The organism is Psychrilyobacter sp. (genome assembly GCF_037132775.1).
Lineage (GTDB): Bacteria > Fusobacteriota > Fusobacteriia > Fusobacteriales > Fusobacteriaceae > Psychrilyobacter.
This window is the reverse complement of record NZ_JBAHZY010000047.1, coordinates 1-12,576: the sequence shown is the minus strand read 5'-3', so window position 1 is coordinate 12,576 and position 12,576 is coordinate 1. Positions and strand designations below refer to the sequence as shown.

Sequence of the window (12,576 nt, the reverse complement as noted above, 5' to 3'; positions counted from 1 at the left end):
CCCATATTGTTTTCTTAAATTATACCCTATTTTTTTGCTTAAGGTTAAACACTCTTTGTATGAATTTATACGACCATTATAGACCGTCTGTGATATTTCCAGGTTCTAAATTAAATAGTTCCCCTAGACTTACTCTTACTGCTGGTGCTATCTGAACTATTACATGTAATTCATCATCTATAGCAGTCAATACTTGATCTATACTGGACTTTTGCAGAGTTGTATGAAATATTTACCCTTAGGTTTGTCATTCAGTGCAGAAAAGAATGTCATCACTTCATAGATTCTAGTCTTAGAAAATTTCATTTCAGTAGTTACATATTTCGCCATCTCTTCCGAGATATATTTTTCCTCGTTTAAGTTTTGTACTTCTTGCAATATAGGTATTAAAGAACTATCTTTATACACATACAAAATAAAATTATTCAAATGAAAGTCCTCCTATAGGCTAGATAATTCTAGCCTATAGGAGGACTTTTATATAAATCTATTTTTTTAAAATTTCCTTAAGTTCCATCAAATCAGAGATAATGTAGGTTGGTTCTATTCCTAGCTCATTGGAGTTCCTTGTCGGATTAAACCAGCATGTATCTATACCAAAATTTATTCCACCCTGGATATCGGATGTCAGGCTATCACCGACAATTAATATCTTATTTTTATTGGTATAGTTAATATTCTTTAAAGCATGTTGAAATATTTTTGGGTTCGGCTTAGATATACCTATTTCTTCAGAAACCACCATATCTTCAAAGTATTCAGCAAGAATAGATTTTTTTATCCTATTATCTTGAACAGCACTGAGACCATTTGTAAAGATGGTAAGCCTGTAATTTTTAGTCAGATCTTTAACAAGCTCCTCACTTTTCTCATATAAAAAAGATGCTTGTGACAGATGTTTCATAAATAAATTTGCAAATTCAACTTCATTAAATTTAATTTTTAATTCTTTTGATAATAGTTTAAATCTTTCCGTTTTTAATTTTTTTTGAGTGATGAGTCCGTCTTCCAGTTCCTTCCAGATGGTCGTATTTATTTCCTTATATATTTTAAAATGATAGTCCTCATCGTATTCTATACCAAAATCAATGATAGTTTTTTTAAAAGCTTTTTTTTCAGCTTTTTTAAAATCGAATAAAGTTTCATCTGCATCAAATATTATAATTTCATATTTCATAATATCACCCCATATAATTATTTTTCTAATTATAACATGACAAGTATTAAAAGGGGAAATTCTGCTAAAATTGCCCTCAGAGGTATAAAAGAGGAGTCTTGATCTAGATGTAGGAGAAAATATTCTTATATAAATATAGGATTCACTGAGAGAATGAGGTCATAGTTAAAACAATGAGCCATTAAAACGCCCGTTTTGAGAACGATAAGCGGCAAAAACAGACGTTATGATTGAGGATTCTAGTTGGCAGGGCAGAGTAGAAATGGTATATATCTATATTATAAGATTGTGTAATTTTTAACAATATGAAAAATATTAAAGGGGGAGTTATTTTTATGATTACATCAGGTTACAGTTTTATAGCATTTATAGTTTGTTTCGCAACAGGGGTATTCTTTGTTGAGGAAAAGTTGAAATCTAAGACAAAATTTTTTGAGGTTATTCCACCGCTGGTAATTATTTATTTTGGAGTAATGTTAATGTCTACTTTTGGTTTTTGGTCACTATCTATTGACGGAGTAAAGACAGGAGCAGGAGCAGCAAGGAATGCAATGAAGAGTGCTATTTTACCGTCTATGATATTTTTAATGTTATTAAAATGTGATTTAAGGCATATTTTGAAGTTAGGACCAAAGATGATCTTGGCATTTTTTTCAGCGACATTTAGTATAATGATTGGATTTGTAGTAACATTTATGATTTTTAAAGATAAGTTAGCTGATAATTCTTGGCAGGCTTTCGGAGCACTATCAGGTTCTTGGATAGGCGGAACTCAAAACATGGTAGCGGTACAACAGGCATTGAATTTAGATGATGTAGGAATGGGGTATACTCTACTGATAGATTCTATAGATTATTCAATTTGGATCATGCTTTTACTATTCTTTGTTGGATCGAGTAAAATAATAATGGCCTTTAATAAATTTAATAAAGCTGATACCAAAATAGTTGAAGAACTTTCTCAGCATCTAGCTGCATTAGATGAAGAGATTGTAAAGGAAGTTACATTTTTAGATCTATTTGGTACATTGGCACTTGCTTTAGGAGCAGGAGCATTTTGTGTATGGATTTAGGACAGTATTTACCACAGAGTAATTTTTTAAACAGTACAACTTGGTCTATATTACTGGTTACAGTTATGGGGATTGTGGGTGGAATGTCGCCACTTAGTAAGGTTCCAGGAACCAAACAATTATCTAATATATTTCTATATACATTGATTGGACTTATAGCTTCATCTGCTAACTTTGCAGAATTGACAGAGGCACCAGTTTATATCCTTGCAGGAGCATGTATCTTGGGAATTCATGCACTTATCATGGCAATCTTTGCGAAGATCTTTAAGTTTGACCTATTTACTTGCTGCGTAGCATCGGTGGCAAATATTGGAGGAGTTGCATCAGCTCCAGTAATTGCAGGAGCATACAATGATGCCTTAGTTCCAGTAGGAGTATTGATGGGAATGCTAGGGGCAATTATAGGAACAGGGATGGGACTAATAGTGGCTAAACTGTTATTTTCACTGGTATAAAATGGCAGGAGAGACAGGTATATTTAATACCTGTCTTTTTTTTATCTATTGAATTTAAAAATGTGTACAAATCTAGTAATTAAAAATCACTTGTAGAAAACCTAACAAATATAGGATGGCAGGTAAAATAGGTTCTTGACAAAAATTGTAATTTATTCGATAATATGTAGAAGTCAAAAAAATATTTGGTTAATATTATTAGGGGGTAAAAGATGAAAAAAAGAATTATTGTTTTATTGATGTCAATTTTGTTGCTTGCGATAGGAGGATGCAATAAAAATAATGAAGGTGTAGCAGAGTCTGAAATAAAATTAAATAAAGAAAAAATAGTATTTAAGATCGGAGGTATTCCAGATCAAAATGCTTCTAAACTCAACAGACGTTTGGAGGAGTTGGCTGAATATATAGGAGACAAAACAGACTTGGAGGTTAAATATGTGCCAACTGTTGATTATAGTGCTCTTGTGACTGCATTTGAAAGGGGCGAGATTCATCTAGCATGGTTTGGTGGACTTACTGGTGTTCAGGCTAGAAACCTTACTCCTAATTCAGAGGCTATTGCTCAAAGACCCAGAGACGAGGAGTTTCACTCTGTTTTTATAGCTCAAAAGAAATTAAATATCACTCAGCTTCGCGATATAAAAGGTAAAAGGTTTACATTTGGAAGTGAAAGCTCTACTTCTGGGCATCTAATGCCTAGGTTTTTTATGGGAGAAAATGGGATAGATGCTGACAGAGATTTAGATGGGGCTCCTAATTATTCTGGATCTCATGATAAGACCTGGAAACTTGTTGAATCTGGTGCTTTCCAAGCTGGAGCTCTCAATGAAGCTGTCTGGGAGAGTGCTGTGGCTCAAAAAAAAGTTGATTTAAATCAAATCGATGTTTTTTATATAACACCTGCCTACTACGACTATAACTGGACTATAAATGATGTCGATACTGTTTTTGGTTTGGGTACAAAGGAAAAAGTAAAGGCGGCACTGTTGTCCATTGGAAATGATAAGAAGGAAATAATGGATTTATTCCAAACGGATAAATTTATTGAGAGTAAAAATGAAAATTATGATGCTATCAGTTCTGTAGCAAAAAAATTAAATATAATTAAGTAGTGGTGGTTAATATGAATTCTAAAAACATTTTTAAAATAACGAACTTATCTCAGGTATATGACGGGAAAGTGGTGCTCTCACTGCCTGAACTTTCCATAAAATTAGGGGAAAAGGTAGCTGTGATAGGATCCAGCGGAGCAGGGAAATCTACCCTTTTGGGGATATTATCTGGAACAATAGATACATATAAAGGGGATGTCTGTATCCACGGCATTCCAATAGATGCCTGGATATCCCAGAAAAAGTTCCATAGGAAAGTTGGTATTATTCGTCAGCACTTTGATTTGGTAGGAGAGCTGTCTGTGATTAATAATGTTTTGGCAGGACGACTGGGAGAGTGGGGATTCTTTAAATCTCTTTTCTCTCTTTTTGTGCCTCAGGATAAAAAAAAAGCAGTCTCAGCTTTAACCAGAGTGGGATTGACTCATAAAATATATAGAAAAACATCAACCCTGTCTGGAGGAGAGCAGCAAAGGGTAGCACTTGCAAGAATACTGATTCAAAATCCAGAAGTTATTTTAGCGGATGAACCTGTAGCCTCTTTAGATCCTAAAAGAGCTGAAGATATCCTTAAACTGCTGGTAAACTTAGCTGATGAAGAAAATGAAACACTGATAGCCTCCCTTCATTCAGTGGAATATGCTAAAAAATATTTTACACGAATAATTGCTTTAAAAGATGGTGTGGTCTTCTTTGATCTGAAGCCCAAAGAAGTTACAGAGGAAAAACTCTCATCCCTTTATAGTTTTGTGGGAGATGAGATAGTCCATGAAAGATAAAAAACTTTTTAAAAAAATTATTTTTTTGATAATGCCAGTTGCTATTTTAATATTTAGCCTTATAGGTGCTGGTAATTGGAGGGAAGTAGTTCATTCTGGAGGAGTGGACACCTTGAAGGGAATCCTTAAAGCTGGTGTATACCCAGATTTGTCTAAAGAGGTTTTAAAATTAGCCGCAGCTTCCACAGTGAAAACCATAGTATATGCTGTAAGTGGTCTGTCTTTGGCACTTTTTATAGCTTTTATTCTGGGGACTTTAGCCTCTGGAATCCTTGCTGAGCGAAGATTTTATAAGTTTTTTTCCATGGGGATTTTTCGTTCGCTTTTGAGTTGTATGAGGGCAATCCACGAACTTATTTGGGCTTGGTTTTTTGTGGCAGCCATAGGTCTGTCTCCATTTTCTGCTATACTTGCTATAGCCATATCTTACGGAGGAACTCTGGGACGGATATTTTCAGATATATTAAATGATGTACCAAAAAAACCTTTAGAAGCCCTTAAGACTAATGGAGCTTCTAATATACAGGTCTTCATCTATGGATATCTGCCTGCAGCAATTCCTAATATGATCAGCTATACTATGTATAGGTTAGAGTGTGCTGTAAGATCATCTACAATCATGAGTTTTGTGGGATTAGGAGGGTTAGGATACCAAATCCACCTTTCACTGAATGATCTGGAATACAACGAAGTTTGGACTTATATATATTTCTTAGTTGGGTTGGTTATCCTTATAGAAATTTGGAGTAATACAATTCGAGGTAAATTTTCTAGGATATCCAATGGACTTTTTTTAGCAATGGTAATAGGCTCATGGTATTTTATATTTGTTTTTGAGGGGGCAGATTTAGGTGCATTCTTCTCTAGCAGAAATATATTCTATGGAAAGAGATTTTTAGGGAGACTGTTCAATATATTTGGAGAGGATTCTGCTTTTAAAGATCCGGAGATATTAAAAAATACCATCTATCTCACATGGGACACCCTGAAAATGAGTGTTTTAGCTATATCCCTTTCTACTATATCTATGGGAATAGTTGTGATTCCTGCAGCTAAAAATGCTGCTAATGGAGAACTTACCTTAAAAAAAAGATGGTATTCCAAAATATTATTTTTGTTTATCAGAGGAGCATATATATTTTCTCGGGCTATTCCTGAACTTATTTGGGCAACCCTTATTGTTTTTATTTTAAAACCAGGAATAATTACTGGAGCTCTGGCTCTGTCCTTACATAATTTTGGTATCTTAGGAAAATTATGTTCCGAAGTTATAGAAGACATGAACCTTAAACCAATTCGCAACCTATCATCCTCTGGTGCTACTACAGGTCAGCTTCTCATTTACGGAGTGTTTCCGGCAATTATGCCTAAATTTATCACTTATATTTTATATCGGTGGGAAGTGATTATAAGAACAACAATAGTTGTAGGATTTGTAGGTGCAGGAGGTTTAGGACAGCAGTTTAGACTCAGTATGAGTTTTTTTAGATATACAGAGATCACATTGATTTTGCTATGCTATCTATTTTTGGTTGTACTAGCAGATCTTATTTGCATTTTTCTTAGGGATAGGGTTTCTCATATATGAGGTTTTTATTCTGTGAATTATTTTAATTTTATTTAGAAAGTTGGATGAGAAGTTCTCCGGATTCTACTATTTTACCTTCTTTTATAAAAATTTCCTCTACAATCCCCCCTGTTTTTGCGGTGACAGTTGTTTCCATTTTCATAGCTTCTATGATAACTAATTTTTGATTTTCCTTTACTGTATCTCCTTTGCTAACGAGTACTTCTATGATAGCTCCAGGGATACTAGCACCTATCTGTAATTCGTTGTCAGAATCTACCATTTTTACAATTTCGGTTGATACAGAAGAAGCCAACTGAGTCTTATCTTTTATTTTTGTTTCTCTTCTATTACCGTTTACTTCAAATGTTACGGTTCTATAACCTTTGTTGTCGAGCTTCGATATCTGAAGGAGTGTTACAACCATTATTTTACCCTTTTTAAGACTGATTTCACATGTTTCTCCCTCTGCAAGACCGTGGAAGTATATATCGCTTCCTAGTTTGCTAAAATCACCATGTTCTTTTATGTATTTCAAGTAATCTTCAAATACAGTTGGATATAGAGCATAACTCAGTGCATCCTGCATAGTCGCATCTATTTTGTGTTTTGTTTTTAAGTATTCTTTAATTTTATTAAAATCTTCAGAAGGCAAAAGTTCACCTGGTCTACATGTGATAGGTTCTTCACCTTTAAGCACTATTTTCTGAAGATCTTTAGGGAATCCACCTTCTGGCTGTCCCATCATCCCCTTGAAGTAAGCGACTACTGAATCAGGGAAAGCAAGATCTTTTCCTTTTTCAATAATATTCTCAGGAGTTAGGCTGCTTTGAACCATGAATATAGCAAGGTCACTTACCATTTTTGATGATGGAGTTACCTTTACTATGTCTCCTACGAGTAGATTAACTTTCTTAAACATTTCCTTAATTTCATCGAACCTATGTCCAAGCCCAAAACTTTCGATTTGAGGTTTTAGATTTGAGTACTGTCCGCCAGGGATCTCATATTTATAGATCTCTGTAGAACCGGATTTCAATCCAGATTCAAACTGAGCATATACAGGTCTTACTACATTCCAATAATTGGAGATCTGTTGAATATCATCAAGATTTATTTTTGTATCCCTTTCAGTATTTTCTAGAGCTGCAACTACAGAGTTCAGAGAAGGCTGGCTTGTGAGCCCAGACATAGCATCAAAAGCAGTATCTATGATGTCAACCCCTGCTTCAGCTGCCATTAGGACAGTTGCAACTCCATTTCCTGTAGTGTCATGTGTGTGTAGGTGTATAGGGATAGATATATTTTCTTTAAGTGCTTTTATAAGTTTTTTCGCTGCATATGGTTTTAGTAGAGCTGACATATCTTTGATTCCAAGTATATGTGCTCCCATAGCCTCTATTTCTTTTGCTTTTTTTATATAGTAGTCAAGGGTGTATTTAGTTTTGGATTTATCTAGGATATCTCCTGTATAACAGATACATACTTCAGCAATTTTTCCATTTTTAATAACTTCTCTGACAGGAACTTCCATTCCTTTAATCCAGTTTAAAGAATCAAATATTCTGAAAAGGTCAATACCACTGTCAGAAGCTTCTTTTATGAATTCTTCGATTACATTGTCAGGATAGTTTCTATATCCCACTGCATTAGAACCTCTGATAAGCATTTGAAGAAGCACATTTGGAACTCTTTTTCTTATTTCTTTCAATCTTTCCCAAGGAGATTCTTTTAAGAATCTGTATGAAACATCAAAAGTAGCTCCTCCCCACATTCCGATTGAGAAAAGGTCTTTTCCAAGGATGGATGTATCCCTAGCTATTTTCAACATATCAGTTGTTCTTACACGGGTAGCCATTAATGATTGGTGGGCGTCTCTCATTGTTGTATCTGTAAGAAGCAGTTTGTTTTGGTTTTTAATCCATTCAACTACACCCTCTGGACCTTTTTCTTCAAGGATCTGTTTTGTACCAGAAAGTTTTTCAGGTCTAGGAGCATTAGGTATATGCGGTACGTCGAACTCTGTTTTAACACCATGAGTTTCATTTACAACTTTCTCAGCTATAAATTTAAGAAAATTTCCTTCATAGTCTCTTTTTAGAGAGATATCAAAAAGTTCTGGATGTTCAGGTATAAATGCTGTGGTAAAGTCACCCCTTGCAAAGTTAGGGTGATTTAATACATTTATTAAGAAATCGATGTTTGTTTTCACACCAGTAATTTTAGTTTCTTTTATAGAACGAAGGGCTTTTCTTATGGCATCTTTAAATGAATTCCCATGAGATATGACTTTTACAAGCAAGCTATCGTAATAAGGGCTTATAACAGCACCAGCATATCCGTTCCCACCGTCGAGACGGATACCTATCCCAGACCCAGTTCTATAAATGTCTATTTTACCTGTGTCAGGTGCGAAGTCGTTTACAGGATCTTCAGTGGTTACCCTGCACTGGATGGAGAATCCTCTAGGTTGAATAGCATCTTGAGAAGAAATTCCTATCTCTTCTGAAGTTAATGCATATCCTTCAGCAATAAGTATTTGGCTTTGAACTAAGTCGATACCAGTGACCATTTCAGTAATTGTATGTTCGACTTGAATTCTAGGATTCATCTCGATGAAATAATGGTTTCCATGTTTATCAACTAAAAATTCCAATGTACCGGCGTTTACGTAACCAACTTCTTTTGCGATTTTTAATGCATCATTGCATATTTCTTGTCTTTTTTCTTCAGTTAATGTAAGTGCAGGAGTTATCTCAATAACTTTTTGGTGCCTTCTTTGTATAGAACAATCTCTTTCAAAAAGGTGGAATATATTTCCGTGTTTGTCACCAAGAATCTGAACCTCGATATGTTTGGGGTGTTCAATGTATTTTTCTATAAACATATCATCGATACCAAAAGCTTTTTTAGATTCATTTTTTGCACTCCTGTAAGAAGAAATAAGCTCAGATTCTTCTCTTACTATACGCATCCCACGTCCGCCTCCACCGGCAGCTGCTTTGAGCATTATAGGGTATCCACAGATTCTTGCAAATTCAATTGCTTCGTCTTCGGAACCTACAGTTTTATCCACACCAGGAATAGTAGGGACTCCAGCTTTTGAAGAAACTATTTTAGACTGTATTTTATTTCCTAAACTTTCCATCATTTCAGCAGTTGGTCCTATAAATTCTATCCCTGCCGCACTACATTTCTTTGCAAATTCAGGGTTTTCAGAAAGGAATCCGTACCCAGGATGGATTGCGTCTACCCCTTTTTTAAGAGCAAGTTTAATTATCTCCTCAATATCAAGGTATGCCTCGATAGGTCCTTTACCTTTACCAATTTGATAAGATTCATCTGCTTTTGTTCTGAAAAGAGATGTTTTGTCTTCTTCGGTATAGATAGCAACTGTTCTTATTCCAAGTTCTTTACATGCTCTTATAACTCTTATTGCAATTTCACCACGGTTTGCAATTAAAATTCTTTTAAATTTTCTACTCATTCCAACCTCCATCTATAATGAAAAGATATGTGATATTAATCTAATTTACAATAATTTCATATTAAATTATTTTTTATTTCTTCTATTGTTCTATCTATTTCTGTTTCAGTTATTCTTCCAAGACAACCTATTCGAAGGAGTTTTCCAGCGTGATTTCCCTGACCGCCTGCAAGACTCACACCGTTTTTGTCGACTGCCTCTCGAAATTTATCCATATTTTGAATTCCTGTATGGGTTACTGCAACTAGAGTATTACCTCTAGCTTTTTCATCTTTTACAAAGTATTCAAATCCAAGTTTTATAAGTTCTGCTCCTAGATATTCTCGAAGTTTTGTATGTTTTGCTTGGATAGAATCTAATCCTTCCTCCAAAAGAAGATTACAGGCACATTTAAGTCCCACTACCAAGGTAATAGCCGGGGTATAAGGGTTTTGCTGTTTCTCTTTTAAAAATTTAATATATTTTTTTAAATCAAAATAAAATTTAGGTAAGGTTGATTTTTCCATAGCTTTTTTGGCCTTCTCACTAAGAGCTACAAATGCTAGACCCGGAGGAAGTAAAAAACCTTTTTGACTCCCAGCAATGACACAGTCAAGGGACCAATCGTCAAATTCCAAGGGATTTACAACCATACCGCTGACAGAATCTACAACTAAAAGAATATCTGTATCCTTTGTAAGATTTCCGATATTTTGAATATCATTTAAAACTCCAGTAGAAGTTTCACTATGGGTCATAAAAATTCCCTTTAAATCTGGATTAGTTAGGATTATATTCTGGATGTCTTTTAAATCATAGGTAGAACCCCACTCATATTTTAGCTCGATAACGTTAAGGTCGTAGATAGTTGCAATCTCTACAAATCGCTGTCCAAAATGTCCTGTATTTATTACCAGTACTTTTTCTTTTTTTGAAAATAAATTTACAACGGCGGCCTCCATAACTCCAGTACCGGAACAGGTTAACGTAAGAACTTCCTGTTTGGTTTTGAAAAGGTGTTTTAAATCTTCGCTGACCTCACTGAATAGTTTTTTGTAGTCTGCCATCCTGTGATGGATGACATCTTCAGCCATTTTTTTTCTGATCTCTTTAGGAACATTGGTAGGTCCTGGTGTCATTAAGAGTTTTTTCAATATAATCCCCTCCAAATATATATAATAAATGATGTTCACTTACAGTTAAATTAAATTCATTCTTATTATACTAAAAAAAGTATGATAAGAAAAATATCTAAATACTATAGTATTTAGATGAAAAAAATATGAATTGTTGAAGGATTATAAATTATAGAGTTCTTCTATAGATTCTTTTAAAATTTTTAATCCTTTTTTTATGTCATCTATCTCCACATCAGCAAAACAAAGTCTCACCCATCCATCGCTTTTTTCATTCAGTTTAAAGATAGAACCGGGTAGAATTCCTACTTTTTTTTGCAGGGCTTTCAAAAAAAGAGCTTCGCTGGTGACCTTATCCACTTTCACCCAAAAATATAATCCCCCTTGGGGAACTGCAAATAGTTTAAGATGTTCAATTCTCTTTAATAGATTATAGGATATTTCAAATTTTTTCTTATAGATAGACCTCAATTTTTTAGTGTGGGTCTCCCATGAATCGGAACTTAGGTAGTGCTCAAAGGCTCTCTGTATTAAACCAGGAGTAGAGATGTCTGTATGGTATTTGGTGAAAGAAATATATTTTAATTTTTCCTTGGGAGCAATGAGGAATCCTAATCTGAGACCTGGCATAAATATCCTAGAATAACTTTTAATATATATGACTCTTTCATCTATATCCATAGATTTTAGTGAAAAAGGTTTATCCTTATAGTAGAGATCAGAACTAGAATCATCCTCGATTATATAAAAATCATGTTTTTTAGCTAATTCTAAAAGTTTTAGTTTCTTTTTTTTAGAGTAGGAGATTCCAGTGGGATTATGAAAATTTGTCATAAGGTATAGATATGATATTTTTTTCTTAGATAGAATGTTTTTTAAAACCTTTAAGTCCATGCCGTCTCCTAATAATGGGACGTCTATAATCTTGGCTCCTCCTCTTTTAAAAGAGGTAATAGCTCCGGAATAACTAGGGTTTTCAATAATCACACTATCTCCTAAGTGAATTAAAGATTTGGTTATGAGATCTATTCCCTGCTGGGCTCCAGAGATTATTTGGATATCTTCGGGGTCGCTTATTATTTCTTCAACTTTTAAATGTTTAGAGATAATATTTCGTAATCCTGAATAACCCTTTGGATCTTCATAGGCAAATATTTTTTCTTGGTCTCTGTCTATTACATAATTTATACAGTCTTTAAATTTTGTAATTGGAAAATAATTCCCATTGGGATTACTGTTGGCAAAATTAATCTCCCCCTCTACCTCTAATTTACCGTATTTAAAAGTTTCCATAAGAATTTCTTCTTCTAATACATTCTTTTTAGCATTAAGGTTGTTTATATAGACTCCACTTCCCCGTTTTTTATAGACATATCGATCTTTTTCTAGGATATCGTAGGCTTTTACAATGGTTATATTATTGACTTCTAATTTTTTAGCTAAATTTCGAATGGATGGGAGTTTTTCGTGTTCGGCATATTTATTCTCGATAATATCATGTTTAATTTTTTCATATATTTGAAGATATAGTATCTGTTGATTATCTAAATTCATCTTTTTATCTCCTTTATTGTATCGGTACACTTTTAATCCTTATGATTGAATATATTATATATGAAGCGTATGATAGTGTCAAAGAAAAACATTATAGAGGAGGATAAATAGGAGATATATAATGGTCGTATAAATTCATACAAAGAGTGTTTAACCTTAAGCAAAAAAATAGGGTATAATTTAAGAAAACAATATGGGGGATTTTGATTATGAATACACGAAAAACTTACTCTTCTAAGTTTAAATTTAAGATC

10 protein-coding genes are annotated in these 12,576 nt (G+C 34.0%); 5 read left to right on the top strand and 5 right to left on the bottom strand.

The window, feature by feature from the left end; genetic code table 11:
• Window positions 1-198: 198 nt before the first annotated feature.
• Window positions 199-429, bottom strand: coding sequence for an NAD(P)H-dependent oxidoreductase subunit E (locus tag V5784_RS03240; RefSeq protein WP_336887615.1), 231 nt, complete (start codon window positions 427-429; stop codon window positions 199-201).
• A gap of 58 nt (window positions 430-487) precedes the next feature.
• Window positions 488-1,177, bottom strand: coding sequence for a YjjG family noncanonical pyrimidine nucleotidase (locus tag V5784_RS03235; protein ID WP_336887614.1), 690 nt, complete (start codon window positions 1,175-1,177; stop codon window positions 488-490).
• A 335-nt stretch (window positions 1,178-1,512) separates the two neighbouring features.
• On the opposite strand from V5784_RS03235, the gene V5784_RS03230 reads away from it, so the two are divergent.
• From V5784_RS03230 to V5784_RS03210, 5 genes are all read left to right on the top strand, one after another.
• Window positions 1,513-2,250 carry a DUF819 family protein gene (locus V5784_RS03230; protein WP_336887613.1) on the top strand — a complete coding sequence of 246 codons (738 nt, stop codon included), beginning with the start codon at window positions 1,513-1,515 and terminating at the stop codon, window positions 2,248-2,250.
• Complete coding sequence (locus V5784_RS03225; RefSeq protein ID WP_336887612.1) at window positions 2,241-2,708, top strand: DUF819 family protein; 468 nt, start codon at window positions 2,241-2,243, stop codon at window positions 2,706-2,708. The genes V5784_RS03230 and V5784_RS03225 overlap by 10 nt, the downstream gene beginning before the upstream one ends.
• A gap of 212 nt (window positions 2,709-2,920) precedes the next feature.
• Entirely contained in the window at window positions 2,921-3,820 is a 900-nt protein-coding gene (locus V5784_RS03220; protein WP_336887611.1) for a putative selenate ABC transporter substrate-binding protein, read from the top strand.
• A gap of 11 nt (window positions 3,821-3,831) precedes the next feature.
• Window positions 3,832-4,599 carry a phosphonate ABC transporter ATP-binding protein gene (locus tag V5784_RS03215; RefSeq protein WP_336887610.1) on the top strand — a complete coding sequence of 256 codons (768 nt, stop codon included), beginning with the start codon at window positions 3,832-3,834 and terminating at the stop codon, window positions 4,597-4,599.
• On the top strand, window positions 4,589-6,187 hold the full coding sequence (locus V5784_RS03210; RefSeq protein ID WP_336887609.1) for an ABC transporter permease subunit: 1,599 nt from the start codon (window positions 4,589-4,591) through the stop codon (window positions 6,185-6,187). Before V5784_RS03215 ends, V5784_RS03210 begins: the two co-directional genes overlap by 11 nt.
• 28 nt (window positions 6,188-6,215) lie before the next feature.
• Here V5784_RS03210 and V5784_RS03205 read toward each other — a convergent pair whose 3' ends face one another.
• The 3 genes from V5784_RS03205 to V5784_RS03195 all read right to left on the bottom strand — a co-directional run bounded on the left by V5784_RS03205 (window position 6,216) and on the right by V5784_RS03195 (window position 12,322).
• The gene (locus V5784_RS03205) at window positions 6,216-9,653 is read right to left on the bottom strand and encodes a pyruvate carboxylase (protein WP_336887608.1); all 3,438 of its coding nucleotides are present in this window, start codon (window positions 9,651-9,653) and stop codon (window positions 6,216-6,218) included.
• 56 nt (window positions 9,654-9,709) lie between these two features.
• Complete coding sequence (locus tag V5784_RS03200; protein ID WP_336887607.1) at window positions 9,710-10,786, bottom strand: alanine--glyoxylate aminotransferase family protein; 1,077 nt, start codon at window positions 10,784-10,786, stop codon at window positions 9,710-9,712.
• 144 nt (window positions 10,787-10,930) lie between these two features.
• The gene (locus V5784_RS03195) at window positions 10,931-12,322 is read right to left on the bottom strand and encodes a PLP-dependent aminotransferase family protein (RefSeq protein WP_336887606.1); all 1,392 of its coding nucleotides are present in this window, start codon (window positions 12,320-12,322) and stop codon (window positions 10,931-10,933) included.
• Window positions 12,323-12,576 lie beyond the last annotated feature (254 nt).